We start from the raw sequence: 23,173 nt of genomic DNA, 5'->3' as shown, positions 1-23,173 counted from the left end.
CACCGTGAGCAATCTGATCGAGATCCGTGACCTGTCCAAGGTCTACACCCGCGGCAAGCAGAAGGTGGAGGTGCTGCATCACATCGACCTGGACGTGAGGCAGGGCGAGTTCCTGGCGCTGATGGGGCCGTCGGGCTCGGGCAAGACGACGCTGCTGAACCTGATCGGCGGGCTGGACCAGCCCAGTGGGGGCAGCATCGCGATCGGCGGCGAGCGCATCGACCAGCTCAATTCCGCGGCGCTGGCGAAGTGGCGCGCCGCCAAGGTGGGCTTCGTGTTCCAGTTCTACAACCTGATGCCGACGCTTTCGGCGCAACGCAACGTGGAGTTGCCGCTGCTGCTGACCAAGCTCTCGGCGGCCGAGCGCAAGAAGCGCGCCGCGATCGCGCTGCAACTGGTGGGACTGTCGGACCGCGCCAGCCACAAGCCGACCGAGCTCTCCGGCGGCCAGCAGCAGCGCGTGTCGATCGCGCGGGCGATCGTGTCCGATCCGACGCTGCTGGTCTGCGACGAGCCCACCGGCGACCTGGACCGTCAATCGGCCGAGGACGTGCTCGCGCTGCTCCAGGCGCTCAACCGCGATCACGGCAAGACCATCGTGATGGTGACGCACGATCCGAAGGCCGCCGAGCGCGCCCGCCAGACGCTGCACCTGGACAAGGGCACGCTGGTCGAGCAGACCGTGTCCACCGCGGCCTGAAGCCGCGCGCGCAAGGTCAAGTCCCGCAAGAAAGGGCTCGCCATGAAATACCTCCATCTCATCTGGGCGGCGCTGTTCCGGCGCAAGCTCCGAACCGTGCTGACGCTGGTGTCCATCATCACGGCGTTCCTGCTGTTCGGATTGCTGGACGCGGTCCGGACCTCCTTCGACCAGGCCGGCCAGTCGGCCAACGGCGCGTCGCGGTTGCAGACCGGCTCGCGGCTGTCGTTCATCCAGACCCTGCCGATGGCGCTGACGCAGCGCATCCAGTCGGTGGACGGCGTCAAACTGGTGACCCATGCCAACTGGTTCGGTGGGGCCTACCAGGATCCGCACAACCAGGTCTTCAGTTTCGCCGTCGCGCCGAACTACCTCGACATGTATCCCGAGATGCAGGTCACCGACCAGGCCAGGCAGGCCTTCGCGACGACGCGCATCGGCGCGCTGGTCGGCGAGGGTCTCGCCAAGCGCTTCAACTGGAAGGTCGGGGACAAGATCCCGCTGCAATCGACGATCTTCCCGGACCGCAGCGGCAGCAAGAACTGGCAGTTCGAGATCGTCGGCCTGATCCATGCCGCGGACAAGAAGTCCGGCGGCTGGTACGACCAGATGTTCCTGCTGAACTGGAAGTACTTCGACGACACGACGCCCTACAACCAGGGCGCGGTCGGCTGGTACGTGACGCGGGTCGCGGACGCGAACCAGGCGGATCGCGTGGCCAAGGCGATCGACGCGATCTCGGCCAACTCGGACCATGAGACGCGCACGCAGACCGAGCAGGCGGCGATGGCCTCGTGGATGAAGCAGGTCGCGGACATCGGACTGATCGTCAGCTCGATCATGGGCGCGGTGTTCTTCACGCTGCTGCTGCTGTCGGGCAACACGATGATGCAGGCCGTGCGCGAGCGCACCAGCGAGATCGCGGTGCTGAAGACGATCGGCTTCTCCGGCCGCAGCGTGCTGGCGATGGTGCTGGCGGAGTCGGTGCTGCTGCTGCTGATCGGCGGCGTCATCGGCCTGGGACTGGCGAGTGTCATCGGGCCGGCAGTCAGCGCGGGCAGCGGCGGCACGCTGAACCTGCCGGCCGCCGGCTTGAACAGCTGGGCGACCGGCGTCGGACTGATGGTGCTGTTCGGCGTGATCGTCGGCGCGCTGCCTGCCTTGAACGCGATGCGGCTGAACATCACCGATGCACTGGCGGGGAGGGCCTGACCATGAAATTCCTGAAGAACCTGGGCTTGGTGCTGCTGCTGGTGCTCGTGCTGGTGGCGTGGGTGATGCTGCCGTGGGTCGGCGCGCTCGGCCTGGCCGTGCTGCTGGCGCTGTGGATGCTGTTGACGCGGCGAGGCGCCCAGGCGCGCTCGGTGACCGGCGTCGGCGTGAGCACGCTCCCGCAGCGGATCGGCTCGTCGGCGGTGATCGTCGTGGGCATCGCGGGCGTGGTCGGCGTGCTGGTGGCGCTGCTGGCGATGGCCGAGGGCTATTCGGAGACGCTGCGCAAGTCCGGCAGCGAGGACACCGCCATCGTGCTCCGCGGCGCCTCGGCGGCGGAGGTGGCGTCCGTCATGACGCGCGACGACATCACGCAGATCGGGCAGGCGCCCGGCGTGGCGAAGTCCGCGAAGGGCGAGCCGCTGCTGTCCGCCGAGACGGTGGTCGCGGCCAACCTGCCGGTCAAGGGGACGAAGACGGACGAGGAGGGCAGCGTCCAGATGCGAGGCGTCGGCGACGAGGCCTTCGCGGTGCGGCCGCAGGTCAGGATCGTCGCCGGGCGCAAGTTCCAGCCGGGCCTGAAGGAGTTGATCGTCGGCCAGGGCGCCGCGCGTCAGTTCGAAGGCCTGGAGCCCGGCAAGCAGATCCGGCTGGGCAGCCAGATGTGGACGGTCGCCGGCGTGTTCGCGTCGGGAGACTCGATGGAATCGGAGCTGTGGGCCGATGCGCCGGTGGTCGCCGAAACCTACCGGCGTGGCGCGAGCCGCAATTCGGTGACCGTGAAGCTGACCGATGCGAAGGCCTTCAAGGAGTTCAAGGCGGCGCTCGAAGCCAATCCGCAACTGAAGGTCGACGCGACGACGACGCTGGCGTTCTTCGCGAAACAGTCGGAGCAGATGACCAAGATCCTGCGCATCATCGGGATCGTGGTCGGGTCGATCATGGCGGTCGGCGCGGTGTTCGGCGCGTTGAACACCATGTTCGCGGCCGTCGCCACACGGGCCCGTGAGATCGCCACCTTGCGCGCGATCGGCTTCCCCGGCTTGCCGGTGGTGGTGGCGGTCATGCTGGAGACGATGCTGCTCGCAGCGATCGGCGGTGTCATCGGTGGCGGGATCGCCTACCTGATCTTCAACGGGCACGCGGCGTCGACGATGGCGGCCGGGTCCGTCGGCAAGCTGAGTTTCGAGCTGAGGGTCTCGGGCCAACTGCTGTGGGAGGGCTTGAAGTGGGCCTTGGCCATCGGCTTCATCGGCGGCCTGTTCCCCGCGGTGCGGGCCGCGAGCCTGCCGGTCACGACGGCGCTGCGCGAGTTGTGACGTGAAACGCCGGCCGGCGCTGGGAAGCATCGGCCGGCGTGAGTGCCGCCGCGGTCAGTTGAATGCCGCCAGCATCCTCTCCAGCGCGATCATGAACGGCTGATGCATCAGCGGCAGCGTCGCGACCAGACCGACCAGGCCGATGCTGACCGTCAGCGGGAAACCCACGGAGAACACGTTCAACTGCGGTGCCACGCGCGAGATGATGCCGAGCACGAGGTTCACGAACATCAACATCGTGATCAGCGGCAGCGCGATCCACAGTCCCATGCGGAAGATTTCCGCACCCCACACCTGGGGCTGCGCGATGCGCAGGAAGCGGAAGGGCTCCTCGCCGACCGGGAAGGCCTGGAAGCTCTCGACCAGGGAGTTGATCAGCATCAGATGCCCGTTGATCGCGACGAACAGGAACGCCACCATCGAGCCCAGGAAGCGTGATGTCGACGTGCCTTGCGAGCCCGTCGACGGATCGAAGAAGCCGGCGAAGTTCAGCCCCATCTGCAGACCGATCAGCTCGCCGGCGAATTCCAGCGCGGCGAACACGACCCGCACCGCGAAGCCCATCGACAGCCCGATCAGCAGCTGCTGCGCCGTCACCGTCAGGAGCTGTGGCAACGAGTCGAGCGGGATCACCGGCATGGCTGGCAGCGACGGCTGCGCCGCCACCGCGATGAACAGCGCCAGCCCGATGCGCACGCGCGCCGGCACCTGGCGCTGGCTGAAGACCGGCATCCCGGCGAACAACGCCAGCGTGCGGATGAACGGCCACAGGATCGGATTGATCCAGGCGAGCAATTGCGCTTCGCTGAAGGAGATCATCGGGATCGGGGCCGTGGGATCTTGCGGCGGTGGCGGGGCAGGGCAGGCAGCGGCGTGCGCCTCAGCCCAGTGCCTGCGGGATGCTCTGCAGCGTGCGCTGGATGTATTCGACCAGCGTCGTGATCATCCACGGTCCGGCGACGGCCAGCACCAGCACGGCGGCGACGATCTTGGGCACGAACGACAGCGTCGATTCGTTGATCTGCGTCGCCGCCTGGAACACCGAGACCAGCACCCCGACCGCCAGCACCGTCAGGAGGATGGGCGCCGCGACCATGAGCAGTACGTACAGCCCCTGCTGGCCGATGGAGAAGACCTGTTGAGCATCCATGACTTGTCCTTCGATTCGCGTCGGAACGGGCGGGCCGCTACTGCGCGAACGACGCCGCCAGCGATCCCAGCAGCAGATTCCAGCCGTCCGCCAGCACGAACAGCATCAGCTTGAACGGCAGCGACACCAGCACCGGCGACAGCATCATCATGCCCAGGCTCATCAGCACGCTGGAGACGATCATGTCGATCACCAGGAACGGGATGAAGATGAGGAACGCGATCTGGAACGCGGATTTCAGTTCGCTGGTCACGAAGGCCGGCACCAGCACGCGGAAGGGCACGTTCTCGGGCGCAACGTTGGGCTCGAGCTTGGCCAGCTTGGCGAACAGCGCGACATCCGATTGGCGCGTCTGCTTCAGCATGAAGGCGCGCATCGGCACCTGCGCGCGGTCGAGCGCGACCTCGAAGCCGATCTGCCCGGCCTGGTAGGGCTGCCAGGCTTCGGCGTAGACACGGTCCAGCGTCGGACTCATCACGAAGAAGGTCAGGAACAGCGACAGCCCGACGATCACCTGGTTGGGCGGCGCCGCCTGCGTGCCCAGCGCCTGACGCAGCAGCGACAGCACGATCACGATCCGGGTGAAGCCGGTCATCATCAGCAGCACGGCCGGCAGGAAGCCCAGCGCGGTGAAGAACAGCAGCGTCTGGATCGGCACCGAGTAGCTGTTGCCGCCAGCGCCCTGGCCGATGATCAGCGGCACGCTCGCGGGCGCGCCGCCCTGCTGGGCCCAGGCCGCGGCACCGAGGCCGCCGAGCGCGAGCACGCCGGCGATGCCCAGTGCGCGCCGTGACAGCCGCGGGCGACGGGGCTCGGGCAAGGCGGGCAAGGCGGGCAAGGCGGGGGAGGTCGAAGCGGTCATGCGCCGTTTCCGATCAGGCCGAGGTGCTGGATCCGGGGCCATCGGCGTGCCTGCCGCCCAGGCTGCGCTTGAGCATCGAGGAGAACGACGGTTGCGCCGCCTGCAGCGCCGCGCCCGCGTCGGCCTGCGGCGGCATCACATGCAGCGTGCGGATCTGCTGGCCGGTGATGCCGAGCACCAGCCATTGGCGGTCCTCGTTCTGGCCGACCTCGACGATCACGAGGCGCTGGCTCGGTGAGATCACCAACTGCGCGACGGTGCGCAATTGCCCGCCCATCGCGCCACCGCCCAGCGGCGTGCGCTTGAGAAGCCAGAGCACGACCGGGATCAAGGCCAGGATGGCCAGGAACCAGAGCAGGGGGACGAGGCTGTTGTTCATGGCGTTGAATTATGCGTCCCTGAAACGCATCAGCCCCACCGGAGTGGGGCTGAGGGGTCAGGCCTTGCTGAGGCGCCGCATCCGTTCGGACGGGGTCACGATGTCGGTGAGGCGGATGCCGAACTTGTCGTTCACGACCACGACCTCGCCCTGGGCGATCAGGTAGCCGTTGACCAGCACGTCCATCGGCTCGCCGGCCAGCGCGTCGAGTTCGACGACCGAGCCCTGCGCCAGCTGCAGGATGTTCTTGATCGGGATGCGCGTGCGGCCGAGTTCAACCGTGAGCTGGACCGGGATGTCCAGGATCATGTTGATGTCGCTGCCGGGCAGGTTGCCCGGTGTCGGCGAGAAGTTGGTGAAGGCCGCCGGCGCGACCTGCTCGGTCACCTGCTGCACTTCGGCCGCGACCTCGCCGCCGCCGCCGGCTTCCGCCAGCGCCGCCGCCCATTCGGCGGCCATCGCGTCCTGTTCGTCCATCGGGGTGTTGTCAGCCATTGCGGGCTCCCAGCCAGCCGGCATCCGGGCCGGTCAGCATCTTTTCAATCTTGATCGAATACTTGCCGTTCGAGGTGCCGTAATGGCAGTCGAACACCGGCACGCCGTCCACCTTGGCCTGGATGATCTGCTCCAGATCCAGCTCGATGAAGTCGCCCGGCTTGAAGGCCAGCAGTTGTTCCACCGTCGCGGGGGCCTTGGCCAGCTCCGCCACCAGTTCGACCTCGGCCGACTGGATCTGGTGCTTGAGCAGGTTGACCCAGCGGCGGTCGGGTTCGCTCGAGTCGCCCTGCGTGGTGCTGTACAGCACGTCGCGGATGGGCTCCAGCGTCGAATACGGAATGCAGAAGTACACGGTGCCGCTGGTCTCGCCGATCTCCAGCGTGAACGACGTGGACACGATGATCTCGCTGGGCGTGGCGATGTTGGCGAACTGCGGCTGCATCTCCGAGCGCTGGTACTCCAGCTCCAGCGGATAGATGCCCTTCCACGCCTTCGTGTATTCCTGGATGATCACTTCGACCAGGCGCAGGATCACGCGCTGCTCGGTGGCGGAGAAGTCCCGACCCTCGATGCGGGTGTGGAACTTGCCGATGCCGCCGAACAGCGAGTCGATCACCGCGAACACCAGCGTCGGATCGCAGACGATCAGTCCGCTGCCGCGCAGCGGCTTCACCGACACGATGTTGAAGTTGGTCGGGACCACGATCTCGCGCAGGAAGGCGCTGTACTTCTGCACCTTGATGCCGCCGATGGCCACTTCCGGGCTCTTGCGGATGAAGTTGAACAGCCCGATGCGGATGTTCCGCGCGAAGCGTTCGTTGATGATCTCCATCGTGGGCATGCGCCCACGGACGATCCGTTCCTGGCTCGCGAGGTTGTACTCGCGGATGCCGCCGGTCTGGACCTCTTCGGCCTCGAGCTTCTGGCTCTCGCCGGTGATGCCTTGCAGCAGGGCATCGACTTCGTCTTGCGACAGGATCTGCTGATTCATCGCGCGCTCCTTGCTGTCCGGCCCGTCACTGCACGATGAAGGTCGAGAACAGGACCTGCGTCACCGGGCTCTCGACCTGGCGCTTCTTCTTCTTTTTCTTCTTCGGCGCGGCGTCCTCGTCCTCATCCTCGTCGTCGAGTTCGATGCCCATCGGACGCACGGCCTCGCGGCGGATTTCCTTGGCCAGCTTTTCCTTGCCTTCGGCGCTCAGCAGCTCGGCCGAGGTCTTGTGCGACAGCACCAGCAGCACGTTGTTGCGGATCGCCGGCATGTAGCCCTTGAGCTGGTCGGCGAACTTCGCGTCGTTCACTTCCAGCGTGATGCCGATCTGCGCGAAGCGGTCGACTTCCTTGTCGGCCAGGTTCACCGTGAACGGGTCCAGCGGGACGAAGGTCGGCGGGGTGCCTGCCTTGGCGTGGGCGGCGGCCGCGGGCTTCTCCTCGGCGGCGGCGCCGTCCTCGTCGTCGGCATGCGACTTCTTCTTCATCATCAGCAACGCGGCGACGCCCACCAGCACCACCACCAGGACGATGGCGACGATGATGATCAGCTTCTTCTTGCCGCCGCCCTTGACGGCGGCGTCGTTGCCTGCGGCGGCTGTGGCCATGGGCGCTCCGGTGATGAAAAGAGGGAAGTTGGCGGGGAACCGGACCTGACGACCCGGCAATGTCTCCCATTGTGAAGCGCCGCCCGAGCGCTCAACGCGCGAAAAGGCGGCGGATTCCGGTCAGACTCGCGGACAGTCAGGCGTACAGATCGACCAGACCACGCGGTGCGGAGCGGCGCTCCGACCGGCCGCCGGCGGCGATCGCGCCGTCATCGTCGGAGCCTTGGCCGCGACCACCCCGGCGGCCATTGCCGTTCGAGGCACCGTCCGCGGATCCATCACCACGATTCTGGCCGCCGCTGGACTGCGACTGGGCGAACACCCCACCACCGCTCAGGGTCAAGCCCTGGGCCTGGAGGGCGGCCGCCAGGTCCGGCAGGCTCCGTTCCAGCACGTCGCGGGTCGCGGCGTGCTGGGCATGGAAGTTCACCTGCGCCTGCTGGCCGTCGAGCTGGATGTTGATCGACACCGGCCCCATGTCGGTCGGGTTGAGCTGGAGCTGTGCCTCGTGCACGCCGTCCTGGATGAGCAGGCTGACGCTGGCGGACAGTTCCGGTGCGAATTCCGGGCTGTCCAACGGCTGGCTGAGCGGGACGCTGGGGGCCTGGGTCGCCGACGTCGCATCGGCCCCCGAGGTGCCGGAAGCGGCGCCGGTCTGCTGCGCCGCGGCCAGCAGCGCTTCGAAGCTCGGCTGCGGCCCCTTGGCGGCGCCGTCGCCCATCGAGATCTCGTGCGCGCCGCTGGAGGCGGCTTGCAACGCCTCGGTCCGGGCAGTCTTGTCGGTGCCATCGGCCGCGCCGGCAGTGCCTGCGGCCGCCTGGCCCAGTTCACGCTGGAGCTGCTGGCGCTCGCGCAACGCGTCGCCGGTGGTGGGCTGCTTGCCATGCGCATGCGCGCCGCCAGGCAGTGCGGCGGTGCCCGCCTCGTCCCCTTCCGTTGCGGCGGTGCCGGCGCGCGGAGCGATCCTGGCTTCGGCGGGCGCTTCGCCGCGCAGCATCGCCAGGATCTGCTCAGCCGTCGTGGCGGCGCTGTCCTTCGCAGCCTTGGCGTCCTGCTTGTCCTGGTCGCCGCCGTCCTTGGCATCGATGCGTTCGGCGTCCTTGCCGCCGGCGGCATCGGCCCGGGCGGTGTCCTGCGGGTCGGTCGCCTCGGCAGCGTCGGTGACGTCCGCCACCTCGCCGGTATTCGCCGGATCAGCCTTCGTGGCACGGGACGCGGTCTTGGCGTCCTCGGCCTTGTTCGCGCTGCTGCGGGCGGCGGCATTGCGCGCGGCCAGCTTGCTCTCGTCCTTGGCGGCGGTGTTCTCGGGCGCACGAGCGGGCGCAGAGGCAGGCTTGGGCGGCTGAGCCGACTCCTGGCGTTGCGCCTGCTGCTGGGCTTCCAACTGCCGATTCTGCTGCTGCGTTTGCGCCTGCTGGCTCGCCAACTGCTGCGACTGCAGTTGAGCCATGGTTGTCTTGGCCGATTGAGCCGACTGATTCTGCAGCTGCTGGTTGCTCTGGTTGAGCAGGCGGGAGAAGTCCGCCGACGCGCCGTCCTTGCGGCCGGCATAGGCGGGGTTGTTCGCGCCAAGGCCGCCAAGGGCGCCCGGCATCGGAGTCGTGTTCTGGATCTGCGTCATGGCGAGGGAGGTTCCGGGAGGACCGGGTCGCGATCAGGCGACCAGTCGGGACATCGGATTGCCGCCGCGCGAAGCCGCACGGGCGGCCTGCTCATCGGTGGCGCGCTGTTCCTGGCGCATCTGGCTGCGCAGCGTTTCGGCGCGGCGGCGCTCGATCAGCTTGCGCACCGACGCGACCCGCAGTTCGCGCTCCCGGAGCAGGTCGCGGGCTGCGGACAGGCGCTGGTCGGCATAGTCGGCGATGCCGCCCTGCTGGCCGATGGCCTGGTCCAGCCGCTGGCCGAAGTTCTGATAGCAGCCCAGCAGTTGCACGGTCGTCCGTTGGGCGAATTCCTGCGACCAGCGGGTGCGGTAGTCCGTGCGGTACTGCGACAGCTGGTCATGCTGGTTGCGCGCCGCGTTCGCACGCGACTGCGCGTCCTGCAGATGACGCAGCGCTTCATCGCGCTCGGCCTCCGCGCGTTCGAGGAGAACGTTCAGGGCCTGCAGATTGGAACTACTCATATCGATGACCTCGCTCTACGGATGTCGGCAGCTATCACGCAAAGTTAAGTGTGGCGGTCAACTGATTGAGGCAATCGTTCAAAGAAGCGGGGGAATGCATGTCTTGTTGGAGCAATCGGTCCATGTCGCCATGCAGGCGGACCGCCATGTCCAACTCCGGATCATGACCGGGCTGATAGGCGCCCAGCTGGATCAGGTCGCGCGCCTTGTTGTACTTCGCGAGCAATTGCCGGAATCGGCGCGCCAGTTCGACATGGCGCTTGTCGGCCACGCTGGTCATGACGCGCGAAATGGACCGTTCCACGTCGATCGCAGGGTAGTGCCCACTCTCCGCCAACTCGCGGCTGAGCACGATGTGGCCGTCCAGGATGCCTCGGGCGGCATCGGCGATCGGATCCTGCTGGTCGTCGCCTTCGGACAGCACGGTGTAGAAGGCGGTGATCGAGCCTTCGCCGGCCAAACCGTTGCCGCTGCGCTCCACCAGTTGCGGCAGCTTCGCGAAGCAGGAAGGCGGATAGCCCTTGGTCGCCGGCGGTTCGCCGATGGCGAGGGCGATCTCGCGCTGCGCCATGGCGTAGCGGGTGAGCGAATCCATCAGCAGCAGCACGTGCTGGCCGCGGTCGCGGAAGTGCTCGGCGATCGCGGTGGCATAGGTCGCGCCCTGCATCCGCAGCAGCGGCGGTGCGTCGGCTGGGGCGGCGACGACGACGCTGCGGCGCAGCCCTTCCTCGCCGAGGATGTCCTCGATGAATTCCTTCACTTCCCGGCCGCGTTCGCCGATCAGGCCGACGACGATGACGTCCGCCTGCGTGTAGCGGGCCATCATGCCCAGCAGCACCGACTTGCCGACGCCGGTGCCGGCGAACAGGCCCAGGCGCTGGCCCCGGCCGACGGTCAGCAGCGAGTTGATGGCGCGCACGCCGGTGTCCAGCGGACGGCGGACCGGATCGCGGTCCATCGCGTTGATCGGGCGGCGGACCATGGGTTCATCGCGGATGTCGGCCAGCGGGCCGCGGCGATCGATCGGTTGGCCCTGCGGATCGACGACGCGACCCAGCAGGCCATCGCCCATCGGCAGATGCAGGCCGCGATCCTCGTCGCGCCGCCAGGGATGGCGCTCCTCGCCGAGCACGGGACCGTGCAGCGCCGCCGGTCGCGGCAACACCATCGCGCCGCTGGACAGGCCCTGGATCTCGTCGGTCGGCATCAGGTAGGCGCGGTCGCCGGAGAACCCGACCACCTCCGCCGTGACCGGACGCTGCCCGCGACGCGGCGAGGCGGCGGTCGAGGGCATGTGGATCTCGCAGACCGACCCGACCGGCACCTTCACGCCGGTGGCTTCCAGCACCAGGCCGGCGACACGCACCAGCTTGCCCTGCGGCTCGATCGGCGGCGCATTGCCGGCGAAGGCCTGCAGGTCGTCGAAGTACTGGCGCCAGCGGTCGGTGCGTGCGCTCATGACTCGCGGTCCTCCGACGCACCCTGGTTCGCTCCATGAGGCAGGCCGCCGTACTGGCTTGGCGTGGGCTCGAGGCGGAAGTCCAGCCGCGCATCACGTTGTTCATCCGCGGCGCTGCGGCGGTTCTCCCAGACGGAGGTCTGGCCCAGCGCGCCGACCGCGGATTGCCAGCGCGCCGGCAGCGAGGCGTCGACGCTGCAGATGTCGGCGTCGACCTTGACGCCGCCGCGGGCGATCATGGGATCGGGGATGACCTGCGCTTCGCGGGCGCGCAGTTCCTGGCCGGCGCCGTCCAGCACCAGCGGGAGGTCGTCGGGGTGCACGCGCACGCGCACATGGCGGGCGTTGATCAACAGCGCTTCGACGGCGTCATGCGCCACCTTGGAGACGAGCTCCGGTGCCGTTTCCAGTTCATTGCGGACGACCTGGCGAGCCAGCTCGACGGCCGTGCGCGCCAGTGCCTCGGCCATGTCCTGTTCCATCGCGGACAGGTCCTGGTCGAAGCTCGCGACCAACTGGCCCACCTGGGCGCTGATCTGCTTGGCAAAGCTCTGCTTGAAGGAGTCCAGGGCCGCCATGCCGTCGCGGTAGCCGTCCTGGTAGCCGGTCTGCCGGGCCTGCTGCAGCAGTTCCTCGATGCTCGGGCCGGGTGGTGGGGGCGGGGGCGGCGGTTCGACCGGGGCGGGCGCGGTGACAGCCGGACGGCGCGGCGCGGCGCCGCCTTCGAGGGCGCCGGGATTCCATGCGGCAAAGCCGGACAGCTCCTCGCGCGGAATGATGCGGCCATAGGTACTGCCGCGCTGCTGGTCGCCGTCGGCGCGTGGCGGTGGCGGAACTTGGCGGGGTGGGCGGGTGACCATCGGTGCGGGTATCCGTCGGCGGAAGGGTCGACCAGCGTATTACAGGAACTGGTCGTCGCCGCCGCCGGCGAGCACGATCTGGCCCTCGTCGACGAGACGGCGGACGACCTTGAGGATTTCCTTCTGCTCGGCCTCGACCTCGGAGAGGCGCACCGGACCGCGAGAATCCAGGTCCTCGCGCAGCGTTTCGGCGGCGCGGGTGGACATGTTGCGGAAGATCTTCTCGCGCAGTTCCGGACCGGCGCCCTTGAGCGCGACGATGAGCGACTCGGACTGCACTTCCTTGAGGATGGCCTGGATGCCGCGGTCGTCGATCTTGTCCACGTCGTCGAACGTGAACATGTTGTCCATGATCTTCTGTGCCAGGTCGGAGTCGGCTTCGCGGATGTAGTCCAGCACCGAAGCCTCGACGCTGGTGCCCATCATGTTGATGATCTCGGCCGCGGTCTTGACGCCGCCCAGGTTGGACTTCTTCATGCGCTCGCCGCCGGCCAGGATCTGTCCCATGACCTCGTTGAGATCCTTCAGCGCCATCGGCTGGATGCCGTCCAGCGTGGCGATGCGGATCAGCACCTCGTTGCGCTGGCGCTCGGTGAAGACGCGCAACACCGAGCTGCTCTGGTCGAAGTCCAGGTGCGACAGGATGGCGGCGACGATCTGCGGATGCTCGTTGCGCAGCAGTTCCGCAACCGAGCCCGGGTCCATCCACTTCAGCGATTCGATCGAGGAGACGTCCGAACCCTGCAGGATGCGGTCCAGCAGCAGGTTGGCCTTGTCCTCGCCCAGCGCCTTGCGGAGCACCGAACGGACGTACTCGTCGGTGTCGCTGACCAGGGTGCTCTGGGTCTCGGCGACGAGGTCGAACTTGTCCAGCACGCGCTCGACGCGCTCGCGCGGCACGACCTTCATCTTGGCGATGGTCTCGCCGAGCTTCTGCACTTCCTTGGGCGCGAGGTGCTTGAAGACCTCGGAGGCCTCTTCCTCGCCCAGCGACATCAGCAGGATGGCTGCGTCTTCTACGCCTTTGTCGTCCATGGTGGTGTCTCGCTATCGATCCGGGTGGGCGTACTGGTCGGCGGTGCTCAGCGGCGGCCGCCGGCGGCGGCGGCCGTTTCCAGCTCCTCGCCGTTGACCCAGGCGCGCATGATGTTGGCCACGGCGATCGGGTTCTCCTTGGCCAGCAGGCGGGCGCGCTCCAGCTTGTCGTTCGAGATCGGCGCCTCCAGGGCCGGCAGGCCGCCGGGACCGCGCGGACCGCCGAGCGCCAGCTGTTCGTCCTCCACCACGCTGAGCGCGTTGTTGCTGGCAGTGTCGTCCTTCTGTTCGACGGGCGGCGGGAAAGCCGCCTTGAGAGCAGGGCGAACCAGCCCGAACACGGCGATCAGCGCGACCAGCACCAGGGCGGCGGGGACAGCGAAGTCGCGGGCGACGTCGCGCAGCCACGGTTGCTGCCACAGCGGCACGTCGGCGTTCTCGATCTTGTCGGAGACGAACGGGGCGCTGAGCACCTTGACCGAGTCGCCGCGATCCTGCGAGAAGCCCAACGCTTCCTTGACGAGGGAGTCCAGCTTCTGGATCTCGTTCTCGGACAGCGGCTGGCTGGAGGTCTTGCCGTTCTTGTCGGTGACGGTCTTCTGGTTCACGACGACGGCGGCGTTCAGGCGACGGATCTGGCCGATCGCGTTGCGGGTGACGCGCACGGTGCGGTCGAGTTCAAACTGCGTGTCGTTGTTGCGGCGCAGGTTCTGCGTGCCGCCGGACTGCCCGGCCGGCTGCAGTTGCTGGGCCTGGCCGTTGATCGGCGCGGCGGCCTGCGGCGGAACCTGGTTGGTGGTCGCGCCGGGCACGCCGGTGGGCACGCCGGCGGTGCCGCCGGATTGCTCTTCGGAGGTCAGGCGGCGCACGCTGCTCTGCGTGTTCGGGCCCTGGTTGGGCTTGTATTCCTCGGCGGTCGACTCGACCTGGCTGAAGTCGACATCGGCGGTGACCGTCGAGCGCAGGTTGTCGCGGCCGACCATCGGCTCGAGCAGCTCGGCGATCCGCTTGTTCAGGTTGGCTTCGATCTGCTGCTTGTACTGGAGCTGCTGGCTGTCCAGGCCGATGGCGTTGCCGTCCGGGTTCTGGGAGAGCAGGGCGCCCGTGCTGTCGAGCACGCTGACGGCCTTGGGGTTCAGCTCCGGCACCGACGAGGACACCAGGTGGACGATGCCGGCGATCTGGGCGCGGTCCAGCGTGCGGCCGCCGCGCAGTGTCAGCATGACGGAGGCGCTGGGCTTCTGCTGCTCGCGGAAGAAGCCGTTCTGCTGCGGCATGGCCAGATGGACGCGCGCGTCGGCGACGTCGGCCATGGCGGTGATGGTGCGGGTGAGCTCGCCTTCGAGCGCGCGCTGGAAGTTCAGGCGCTCGTTGAAGGCGGTCTGGCCGATGGACTGCTTGTCCATCAGCTCGAAGCCGACGACGCCGCCCTTGGGCAGGCCGGCCGAGGCCAGCTTCATGCGCAGGTCGTAGACCTGGTTGGCGGGCACCATGATGACGCCGCCCGGGTCGTTGCGGTAGGGCACGTTCAACTGCGCGAGTTGCGCGATGACGGCGCCGCCGTCCTTGTCGGACAGTCCGGAGAACAGCGGCCGGTAGTCGGGCTTGGCCGTCATCATCGACATCGCCACGATGACCGCCAGCAGCGCGGCCACGCCGCCGCCGAGCATCATCTTGCTCTTCGTGGGCATTGCCGCCAGGCGGGCGGGCAGGCCGGCCGGCTTGGCGGGCTGCTGCACCTCGGGGAGTCCGGCGGCGGGGCTGCTCAGGGCGTTGTCCATGGGGCGGTGGTGTACGGCTGGTGTCGAACGGAGTACCCAGGCGGACGCCTCGGCACAGGTCTGGATTATTTCGATCGGAGCCCTCAAGAATGGTGGGAACAGGCCGAAGAAGGCCCCCCAGTTCGGAGCTATGGACGGCGCGTGGATCCGTACGATGCGTTCCGTGGACCTGAAACTCAAACCCTTCGACTTCGCCAACGCGGTGGCGCGCGCCGGCCTGACCCCCCAGGGTCAGCCGGTGGCCAAGGCCGCGTCGGGCGGCACAAGCTTCGCGGATGCGATGAGCTCGGCGTTGAAGTCCGTCAGCACGCAGCAGAACGAGGCGTCGCGGCTGCAGCGGGAGGTTCAGCTGGACAATCCGACCGTCAGCCTCGAAGAGACCATGGTCGCCATGCAGAAGGCGCAGATCGGTTTCCAGGCGACGCTGCAGGTCCGCAACCGACTGGTGTCGGCCTACTCGGAAATCATGAACATGCAGGTCTGAACGGCTTCGCTGCCCGGAGCAGCGCAGCGCGAACGAAAAAGCCGCCTCTCGGGCGGCTTTTTGCATTTCCGGATCGAACGATCAGAGGCTGCGACGCATCAGACGTTCGCGCTTCTGCGCCTGGTCGATGAAGATCTGAAGCGCGCGGGCCGCGTTGGGCGACAAGGAGACGAATGCGCAGCCCGCCTGGCGCGGCGCGCCCTGTTCGGCGTCCGACATGTGCTGGATCCGCAAGAGCGTGGAGAAGCTGACTTCGCGCTCGAGTTCCAGCGTCCCGCTGATTTCCTCGCCTGCCTGGGGGACGGGGATGACGTTGGCCGGCCATTGCAGTGCGACGCCGCCGGCACTCACGTTCATGACGCGGATGCGGGGAAGGGCCGGGTCGGCCAGCTTCAGCGCCGGATACAGCTGCCCGGCGGATGCGACCCGATAGGCCTGGCGCCGCTGGAAGCGGTAGAGCCGCAGCGGCACCGGCGAGCGCAGCACCTCGGCGCCGTCGCCGCGGATGGCCACCAGCCCCGAGACGTCGAACTGCAATTTGATCTTGTCCAGGAAGGCCGTCGCCACCAGCTCGTCGCTGGCCAGCACCGGCGCGAGCGTGCCGCCGACCTGCGGCGCTTCCATCGTCAGCATCCCGAGCGGCGTGTCCAGCGCGCGCAGCACCGTGTGGATCGCCTCGCCGTCCGGCGTCGACAGCTGGATGCGCGCTTGCGACTCCAGCAGCTCGCGCAGCCAGTTCATGATCTCGCCGGGCGCGTCCATCCGGAAATCGGTGTCCGCAGCGTCGGGGGGGCTCGGGGATAGCTTCAGATCGCTCAAGGCCAGCATCCGGCAGGATTCGTTGGAAAAATTCTCTCGCATCCCCAAGGCAAACGCCGCGCCGACCCCATGCGTTCAAGGGGCCGGTCGCGGCGCCGTCGCGAGTCCGGAACGCGCTTGCGTGACCGATGTCTCGGATCGGAGGCGATCGGACGAGGAACCGATCAGCGTGCCGATCAGTGGACCGTCTTGGACTTGCCCTTCATCAGCTGGTCCAGATCTTCCAGCCACGGCTCGGCCAGGTGGCGGATCTCGGCGTCGTTGACCAGGATGCGCTGCATGATGCGCGTCTTCAGCTGCGCTTCGTCCGGGCCCAGGTTCTGGCTGGACGCCGCATGCTTGAGCTGCGAGATCAGCAGCACGCAGGCGCCTTCGAGCTTCACCACCTCGTCCCAGTTGCCCGAACGGGCGGCGCTCAGCATGTCGGCGCTGGCTTGTTCGATGGCTTCGTAGTAGCTCAACAGTTGGGTGCTCATGAGGCGGTCCGGGGTCGGGGCGGCTTGGGCGGCGGAGGTCTGGGGCTTGGCGGTGTACTTGGACATGGAACTTCTCAAGTCGTCAGGCTGAAGGGGGCGTCCGGGGCTCAGGCCGCGGCACGTTGGTCGGCGGCGGTCGGGGCGATGCTGGCCCAGGCCTCCTTGATCGGTTGCAGCAGCTTCACGCATTCCTCGATCGCGACATCGTCGCTGCGCAGGTTCGCATAGGTCAGCCGCGTGCAGATGTAGGCATACAGGTCGCGCAGGTCCAGCGCCAGTTCGCCCGATTCCAGGTTCAGGGCCGCTTTCAGGCCTTCGTCCAGAATGCGGACCGCGCGGCTCAGGCTGCGGTTCTTCACTTCGACATTGCCGGAGCGGATCGCGCCGATGGCTTGCGTCATCGAATCGAACGCGCCGTCCAGCAGGAGGCTCACCAGGCGATGCGGCGTGGCCGTCATCACGTCCGTTTCCACGCCGACGCGGTTGTACATGCTGCTGGCGCGCTGACCGTGGGAGGCGAAGGGGGAGGAGTTGCCGTACATGATTGTTGCTGCGGTGTGCTGAAGTGCTTGAATCAGTTTTCGGCCCCCGCTGGCCCAACTTGAGCCTCCCCCGTGTCGAATTTGTCTCGAAATTCTGCTCGTGTGAAGAAAAAGGAAAGCCTCCGTGAGGAGGCTTGCCGGCGCCCTTTTCGAAGCGCCGGAGAAGGGCGGTGGCGACGGTCCTGTTCCGACCGCGACCGCAGTTGTCGCGTCAACTGCTGCTGCTGATCATGCTGGTGATCTTGTTGACGTAGCTCTGCAGGTCGTTGAGCTTGGCCATCTGCGTGTCCAGCGCCGTGTACTGCGCGCGCAGGCGCTTCTCGTAGGCGTCGGCACGGTCGTTGAGTTCGTCCACGCGCTTGCCGTTGGCGGTCACTCGAGACTGCAAGCCGGTGGTCCGGGTCGTGATCGAGCCGTCGAAGCCGGTCACCTGGTCGGCGAAGGCGCGCCAGCGCGTGGCCATGCCGTTGTTGTTCGGGTCGCTGCTGTCCACGCCCATGAACAGGTTCTTCAGATCGCCCATGCTGCCCAGCGCGCTGGTCAGCTTGGTGTCGGTGACCTTCATCGTGCCGTCCGCGCCGATGTCCACGCCGATGTCCGAGAGCCGGCCGAACTGGCCGCCCAGGGTGCTGCCCGAGGCGGTGATGTTGCGCAGCTGGCTCTGCAGGCCGACCGCCGTGCTGTCGCCCTGGAGCGTGCCGGCGGTCTTGTTGGTATCGTCGTACTTGGTGTCGTTGCGCATCAGCGTCATGAGACTGTTGTACGACGTGACGAAGTCGTTGATCGCCTTCTTGACGCTGTCCTTGTCCTGGCCGACGGTGATCGTGGACTGCGCGGGAATGATCGTTGCACCCGTGGGGTCCGACGGGTCCTTCGTGCCGCCCTTGAGCAGGTTGATCGTCAGGCCGTCCACGGCGCCTTCGATGTTGTTGGAGGCGGAACTGATCGCCAGGCCGTTGACCGTGAGGTTGGCATTCTTGGCCGCGGTGTTCTGCGTCATCGACGTGACCGAGGCCGTCGGGTCATATGCCAGCGCGGACAGGCCATTGGCGTCCGAGCCGTTGCCGTCGTCGTCGGCGGTGGTGATGCGAAAGCCGTTCGCCTCGCCGGTGTCCTTGGATCGAATCACCAGGCGCTGGCCGTTGGCGTCGGTCACGACCGAGGCGAGCACGCCCGCACCCGAGCCGTTGATCTTGTCGCGGATGCTGGACAGCGTGTCGGTGGCCGAGATGGAGACGCTCACCGGCGACGAGCCGTTCTTGCCGGTGAAGGTCGAGTTGTCCGAACTCCATTGGCCCAGTTCAATGGTCATCGACCCCGCCCCGACCGTCGCGTTGGTCGCGAAGGCCTTGCTCGACAACGACTGCGGCGAGGCGAGGTTGGTCACGCTCAGCGCGTAGGAACCTGCGCCCGAACCGGCGCCGGCGATGACGGTCGCCATGCTCGTGTCCGAAGAGGTGGCGGTGAGCGCGGCCCAGGTGCTGGGATTGGCCAGCTTGGCGGCTGCATCGCGCATCGCGCTGAAGGCGCTCTTGATCTTTCCGTATTCGGAGATCTGCGTCTTGATCGTGTCGGTGCGCGTCTGCAGGTCGGTGATGGGCTGCTTCTCGAGCGAGACCAGCTTCGTGACGATGCTCTCGACGTCCAGGCCGCTGCCGAGACCGGCCGAAGTAATGGATGCCATCGTTCGTACTCCCTGTGACCCTGGCCACTGTTGCCGGATTTCCTCATCGGAAACCCCATGCGCGACAGGGCCTCGCGTGAACCGCGTGAGGCCCTGTCCTGCATATCGGCGCCCCTCGCACCGACTTTAGGACGGCGACCCGGGGGATTGATTGCGTTTTTCTATCAGCCCTTGAGCAGCGACAGCACTTGCTGCGGCAACTGGTTCGCTTGCGCGACCATCGCGTTGCCCGCCTGCTGCAGGATCTGCGCGCGACTCAGGTTGGAGGTTTCCACCGCGAAGTCCGCGTCCATGATCCGGCTGCGGGCGGCGGTCTGGTTCTCATAGGCCACCTGCAGGTTGGAGATCACGGCGTCGAAGCGGTTCTGCGTCGCACCGAGCGTCGCGCGCTGGCTGTTGACGGTGTCCAGCGCGGTGTCGATGTTGGCCACGACGGCGGCGATCGCCGCCGCGTCCGCCGTGCGGTCGATGACGGCCCGGCCCGTACCGTTGGCGTCCTGGCCCGCGACGTTGGTGATCGTCGCATCTTCCGACATGTTCGGCGTGGTGACCGTGATCTCGTCGTTGGACGTCGTGTTCGGGCCGACCTGGAAGGTCTGCGGTGTCGACGCGTCCTGCCCGAGGATGTATTTGCCGTTGAAGGTCGTCCCCGCGGTGACGCGCTGGATTTCCTTGGCGAGCTCGCCGAACTCCTTGTCCAGCGAGTCCTTGTCGCTGTCCGCGTTGGTCGCGTTGCGGGCCTGGATCGCCAGTTCGCGCATCCGCTGCAGCGAATCGGCCACCTTGCCCAGCGCGCCTTCAGCGGTCTGCGACAACGAGATGCCGTCGTTGGCGTTGCGCATCGCCACCGTCATGCCGCGAGCTTGCGCGTTCATGCGTTCGGCGATCGCCAGGCCGGCGGCGTCGTCCTTGGCGGAGTTCACCCGCAGGCCCGACGACAGGCGCTGCATCGAGGTCGCCAGCGACGACTGCGATGAGTTCAGATTGCGTTGCGCGTTCAGCGAGGCAATGTTGGTGTTGATGGTCTGTGGCATTGATGCACTCCTGCGGAGATCCTGTCCTGGCTGCGATCCCGGTTAGGTGGGTCGGTTCCCGACCGCACCCGCGGATCCTCGCTGCGCCATCGCAGTCATTGTTTGGATCTGCCGGTTGGACCGGTGGTCGAGCGGTACTACGTGCTCGATGGTTCCCATTGTGCGAAACGTGCTTCAACGCCGATTGGCCGATTAACGGGCGGAATACCGGCCATTAACCAACCAATAAAAGAAGGCCCCGCATCGGTCCCGGAAGGGCGATGCGGAGCCTTTGGAGGCCCGGCCGCGAAGGCCGGTGCTTGAGGAGTCGACCGATAGAAGGGGATCAGCTGCGCAGCAGCGACAGCACCTGTTGCGGGAGCTGGTTGGCCTGCGCCACCATCGTGTTGCCGGCCTGCTGCAGGATCTGCGCGCGGCTCAGATTGGCCGTTTCCGCGGCGAAGTCGGCATCCATGATGCGGCTGCGGGCGGCGGTCTGGTTCTCCACCGAGACCGACAGGTTCGAGATGATCGCGTCGAAACGGTTCTGCGAGGCGCCCAGGATCGCGCGCTGGCCGCTGACCGTCGTGATGGCCGCGTCGATGTTGTCGATGACGGTCTTGAGCGAGTCCGGCGTCGACGCGTTGTCGATCACCCCACCGGTCACGGCGGTGATCGTCGCGTCGTTGGTCATGTTGTTGGTGATCACGTCGACAGAGTCGTTGGCGCTGGTGTTGGCACCGATCTGGAAGGTCTGCGTGCCGGCGTCGTCGCCCAGGATGGACTTGCCATTGAAGGTCGTGCCGCCGATGACGCGACCGATTTCCTGACCCAGCTGGGCGTATTCCTTGCCGATCGATTCCAGGTCGGACGTCGTGTTGGTCGCGTTGCGGGCCTGCACCGCCAGTTCACGCATGCGCTGCAGCGAGTCGCCCACCTTGGACAGCGCGCCTTCAGCGGTCTGCGCCAGGGAGATGCCGTCGTTGGCGTTGCGCATTGCGACGTTCATGCCGCGGACCTGGGCGTTCATGCGCTCGGCGATGGCCAGGCCGGCGGCGTCATCCTTGGCGGAGTTGACACGCAGACCGGAAGACAGGCGCTGCATCGACACCGACAGCGACGACTGCGAGGACGACAGGTTGCGCTGGGCGTTGAGCGATTGCAGGTTGGTGTTGATGATCTGAGCCATGATCCATTCCTTTAAATTTCAAAGACCTTCTGCGGTCTCGGCGGACGGTTGAATAATCGTCCGACTGAGCCGGACCACGTGGCCCTTGCTGTTGAATTGCGGACCCGTTGATGCAGTTATCGGGACGCGCAGGAATGGACTTGAGGCCTTCTTGAAAAGAAAGCTTGCAACGCCCCGTGGCGGGCGTGAAGAAGTGGCGGGGGCCACTGTGGGCGGGCTCTTGCGGCACGCCGGTGTCAAACGCCTTTCCGGCTGGTTTCTGGCCGGCGCGGAGGCCATTCGGTACAAAGCCTTCGGGAGGCTTGGCGCGGGCTCTCCGCGGGGCATGGGACGTCCCTCCGGGAACCCCAAGCCCCATTCCGGCCCCACCCTCGCTCGTTGACTTCTCTTTTCACACCCCGGCCGTGCTGGTGATGCGAAAAGAGAAGGGGACCGCGTCCCCTTCGAGGCTCTGGGGATCCGCCGACGGCTGGCGTCGACGGAAACCGCTTCCTACTATTAACGCAGCAGGGCCAGAACTTGCTGGGGCGCCTGGTTGGCCTGGGCGATCATCGCGTTGCCGGCCTGTTGCAGGATCTGCGCACGGCTCAGATTGGCGGTTTCCGAAGCGAAGTCGGCATCCATGATCCGGCTGCGGGCAGCGGTCTGGTTCTCGACCGAGATCTGCAGGTTCGACACGATCGCGTCGAAACGGTTCTGCGAGGCACCCAGCTTCGAACGTTCGCCCGAGACCGTCTTGATGGCCGAGTCGATGTTGTCGATCACGGTGGCCAGGTCGGTCGTCGTCGAGGCGTTGGTGATCGCGCCGCTGGTCACGCCGGTGATGGTCGTGTCCGTGGTCATGTTGGTCGTCGTGACGTCGACCGAGTCGTTGGCCGTCGTGTTGGCGCCGATCTGGAAGGTCTGCGTGCCGGAGTCGCCTGCCAGGATGGCGCGGCCGTTGAAGGTCGTGCCGCCCAGGACGCGCTGGATTTCAGAGCCCAGCTGGGCATATTCTTGACCGATCGAGTCCAGGTCGGTCGTCGTGTTCGTGGCGTTGCGGGCCTGCACCGCCAGTTCACGCATGCGCTGCAGCGAATCACCCACCTTGGACAGCGCGCCTTCAGCCGTCTGCGACAGGGAGATGCCGTCGTTGGCATTGCGCTGGGCGACGTTCATGCCGCGGACTTGCGAGTTCATGCGGTCGGCGATCGCCAGACCGGCGGCGTCGTCCTTGGCGGAATTGACGCGCAGACCCGAAGACAGGCGCTGCATCGACGTGGCCAACGAGGTGGCGCTGGTGCTGGTGTTGCGCTGGGCGTTGAGCGACAGCAGGTTGGTGTTGATGACTTGGGCCATGATTGCTCCTAACAGCTATACGTAAATACCGGCAAAAGCGCCGAACCACACATGAGCGCCTGAGTCCTCCGATCCTCCGACCCGCCGTGAGGCGAACCGGTCGAGGATCTCGGATGCTCCTGCTGAACCGCCCGGGCCATTTCCCGGTTCGGTCCCAGTCCGACGCTAGTCAACCGTTGCCGTCCCACCCCTCATCGGAAGCCAAGAACGTCAGGCCTTCTAACCGGACCACGTGCCGCCTGCCTGCTTCGACCTGCTAGCAAGACCACTTGTCTTTGCTTGCCTGTCGCTGCATTCAGCAGCCCCGTTGTGTTGGTTATCGGGCCCCTCTCCTTAGAACTTGAGGGCAATTTGTCAAGACTTGTGATCCTTGGATAAGCAGGTCTTGCAACGCGTTGTTTGTCGTTTGACTTCGACCCGGACTCGTGCCCGGGTGTCGGTCTGGCGACGGACATGGGGGTATCTACGGCCTGATCGCGGCGGTATTGAGGGGGAATGCCGGCGCTTTTCGTGTGCTCGATCACGGGGGTGCCCCCCTAAAGTGCCTCCTGGCGATGCCGACTTGCGGGATCGCCGCATCCGCCACCTTCGCCGGGACCGGTCTCGGCTCGAGACCGGACTCGATCGACGAGTCCCAACGACCATGGAGA

General features: G+C 66.8%; 24 protein-coding genes. 4 read left to right on the top strand and 20 right to left on the bottom strand.

Translation table 11 applies throughout. The features are described from left to right. Nucleotides 1–4 precede the first annotated feature (4 nt). The 3 genes from ACQ4L4_RS14835 to ACQ4L4_RS14825 are packed head-to-tail and all read left to right on the top strand — an operon-like array spanning nt 5 to nt 3,231. Nucleotides 5–700, top strand: coding sequence for an ABC transporter ATP-binding protein (locus ACQ4L4_RS14835; RefSeq protein ID WP_377161282.1), 696 nt, complete (start codon nt 5–7; stop codon nt 698–700). A 42-nt stretch (nt 701–742) separates the two neighbouring features. Beyond that, a complete protein-coding gene (locus ACQ4L4_RS14830; protein WP_431099714.1) occupies nt 743–1,912 on the top strand; it encodes an ABC transporter permease in 1,170 nt (389 codons plus the stop codon). A 2-nt stretch (nt 1,913–1,914) separates the two neighbouring features. Continuing rightward, nucleotides 1,915–3,231 carry an ABC transporter permease gene (locus tag ACQ4L4_RS14825; RefSeq protein WP_431099713.1) on the top strand — a complete coding sequence of 439 codons (1,317 nt, stop codon included), beginning with the start codon at nt 1,915–1,917 and terminating at the stop codon, nt 3,229–3,231. Nucleotides 3,232–3,285: 54 nt separating this feature from the next. Here ACQ4L4_RS14825 and fliR read toward each other — a convergent pair whose 3' ends face one another. The 13 genes from fliR to fliF form a co-directional block, all read right to left on the bottom strand. Beyond that, a complete protein-coding gene (gene fliR / locus ACQ4L4_RS14820) occupies nt 3,286–4,050 on the bottom strand; it encodes a flagellar biosynthetic protein FliR (RefSeq protein WP_431099712.1) in 765 nt (254 codons plus the stop codon). A 61-nt stretch (nt 4,051–4,111) separates the two neighbouring features. Continuing rightward, nucleotides 4,112–4,381, bottom strand: coding sequence for a flagellar biosynthesis protein FliQ (fliQ, locus tag ACQ4L4_RS14815; RefSeq protein WP_377161290.1), 270 nt, complete (start codon nt 4,379–4,381; stop codon nt 4,112–4,114). Between the two features lie 37 nt (nt 4,382–4,418). Beyond that, complete coding sequence (gene fliP / locus ACQ4L4_RS14810; protein ID WP_431099711.1) at nt 4,419–5,243, bottom strand: flagellar type III secretion system pore protein FliP; 825 nt, start codon at nt 5,241–5,243, stop codon at nt 4,419–4,421. Nucleotides 5,244–5,256: 13 nt separating this feature from the next. Beyond that, the gene (locus ACQ4L4_RS14805) at nt 5,257–5,622 is read right to left on the bottom strand and encodes a FliO/MopB family protein (protein WP_377161294.1); all 366 of its coding nucleotides are present in this window, start codon (nt 5,620–5,622) and stop codon (nt 5,257–5,259) included. A 57-nt stretch (nt 5,623–5,679) separates the two neighbouring features. Continuing rightward, on the bottom strand, nt 5,680–6,117 hold the full coding sequence (gene fliN, locus ACQ4L4_RS14800; protein WP_431099710.1) for a flagellar motor switch protein FliN: 438 nt from the start codon (nt 6,115–6,117) through the stop codon (nt 5,680–5,682). Further along, nucleotides 6,110–7,111 (bottom strand): flagellar motor switch protein FliM, encoded by a 1,002-nt coding sequence (fliM, locus tag ACQ4L4_RS14795; RefSeq protein ID WP_067276207.1) that lies wholly within the window; start codon nt 7,109–7,111, stop codon nt 6,110–6,112. The genes fliN and fliM overlap by 8 nt, the downstream gene beginning before the upstream one ends. A 25-nt stretch (nt 7,112–7,136) precedes the next feature. Then, complete coding sequence (locus ACQ4L4_RS14790) at nt 7,137–7,718, bottom strand: flagellar basal body-associated FliL family protein (protein WP_431099709.1); 582 nt, start codon at nt 7,716–7,718, stop codon at nt 7,137–7,139. Nucleotides 7,719–7,854: 136 nt separating this feature from the next. Continuing rightward, a complete protein-coding gene (locus tag ACQ4L4_RS14785; RefSeq protein ID WP_431099708.1) occupies nt 7,855–9,339 on the bottom strand; it encodes a flagellar hook-length control protein FliK in 1,485 nt (494 codons plus the stop codon). Between the two features lie 33 nt (nt 9,340–9,372). After that, nucleotides 9,373–9,843, bottom strand: a complete 471-nt coding sequence (gene fliJ, locus ACQ4L4_RS14780; protein WP_431099707.1) for a flagellar export protein FliJ — start codon at nt 9,841–9,843, stop codon at nt 9,373–9,375. A 34-nt stretch (nt 9,844–9,877) separates the two neighbouring features. Beyond that, nucleotides 9,878–11,302, bottom strand: a complete 1,425-nt coding sequence (gene fliI / locus ACQ4L4_RS14775) for a flagellar protein export ATPase FliI (RefSeq protein ID WP_431099706.1) — start codon at nt 11,300–11,302, stop codon at nt 9,878–9,880. Continuing rightward, nucleotides 11,299–12,162: a FliH/SctL family protein gene (locus ACQ4L4_RS14770; protein WP_431099705.1), complete on the bottom strand. Its 864-nt coding sequence runs from the start codon at nt 12,160–12,162 to the stop codon at nt 11,299–11,301. Before ACQ4L4_RS14770 ends, fliI begins: the two co-directional genes overlap by 4 nt. Nucleotides 12,163–12,201: 39 nt before the next feature. After that, a complete protein-coding gene (gene fliG / locus ACQ4L4_RS14765) occupies nt 12,202–13,197 on the bottom strand; it encodes a flagellar motor switch protein FliG (RefSeq protein ID WP_431099704.1) in 996 nt (331 codons plus the stop codon). Between the two features lie 47 nt (nt 13,198–13,244). After that, nucleotides 13,245–14,978 (bottom strand): flagellar basal-body MS-ring/collar protein FliF, encoded by a 1,734-nt coding sequence (fliF, locus tag ACQ4L4_RS14760; RefSeq protein ID WP_431099703.1) that lies wholly within the window; start codon nt 14,976–14,978, stop codon nt 13,245–13,247. Nucleotides 14,979–15,141: 163 nt separating this feature from the next. Here fliF and fliE point away from each other — a divergent pair, with 163 nt between their 5' ends. Continuing rightward, a complete protein-coding gene (gene fliE, locus ACQ4L4_RS14755) occupies nt 15,142–15,462 on the top strand; it encodes a flagellar hook-basal body complex protein FliE (protein WP_377161309.1) in 321 nt (106 codons plus the stop codon). An 81-nt stretch (nt 15,463–15,543) separates the two neighbouring features. On the opposite strand, the gene ACQ4L4_RS14750 is transcribed toward fliE, so the two are convergent. The 7 genes from ACQ4L4_RS14750 to ACQ4L4_RS14720 form a co-directional block, all read right to left on the bottom strand. Next, entirely contained in the window at nt 15,544–16,281 is a 738-nt protein-coding gene (locus ACQ4L4_RS14750) for a flagellar brake protein (protein ID WP_431099701.1), read from the bottom strand. 176 nt (nt 16,282–16,457) lie between these two features. Continuing rightward, on the bottom strand, nt 16,458–16,757 hold the full coding sequence (locus ACQ4L4_RS14745) for a flagellar protein FliT (RefSeq protein WP_067282807.1): 300 nt from the start codon (nt 16,755–16,757) through the stop codon (nt 16,458–16,460). A gap of 107 nt (nt 16,758–16,864) precedes the next feature. Next, complete coding sequence (fliS, locus tag ACQ4L4_RS14740) at nt 16,865–17,299, bottom strand: flagellar export chaperone FliS (RefSeq protein WP_431099700.1); 435 nt, start codon at nt 17,297–17,299, stop codon at nt 16,865–16,867. A 211-nt stretch (nt 17,300–17,510) separates the two neighbouring features. Next, entirely contained in the window at nt 17,511–18,983 is a 1,473-nt protein-coding gene (gene fliD, locus ACQ4L4_RS14735) for a flagellar filament capping protein FliD (RefSeq protein WP_431099699.1), read from the bottom strand. Between the two features lie 164 nt (nt 18,984–19,147). Continuing rightward, nucleotides 19,148–20,017 (bottom strand): flagellin, encoded by an 870-nt coding sequence (locus ACQ4L4_RS14730; RefSeq protein ID WP_377161317.1) that lies wholly within the window; start codon nt 20,015–20,017, stop codon nt 19,148–19,150. Between the two features lie 325 nt (nt 20,018–20,342). After that, entirely contained in the window at nt 20,343–21,185 is an 843-nt protein-coding gene (locus tag ACQ4L4_RS14725) for a flagellin (RefSeq protein ID WP_431099698.1), read from the bottom strand. 498 nt (nt 21,186–21,683) lie between these two features. Next, entirely contained in the window at nt 21,684–22,523 is an 840-nt protein-coding gene (locus ACQ4L4_RS14720; protein WP_377161321.1) for a flagellin, read from the bottom strand. Between the last annotated feature and the right edge of the window lie 650 nt (nt 22,524–23,173).

It is taken from the genome of Roseateles noduli, assembly GCF_050626985.1.
GTDB lineage: Bacteria > Pseudomonadota > Gammaproteobacteria > Burkholderiales > Burkholderiaceae_C > Roseateles > Roseateles noduli_A.
This window is presented reverse-complemented; position numbering and strand designations above follow the sequence as displayed.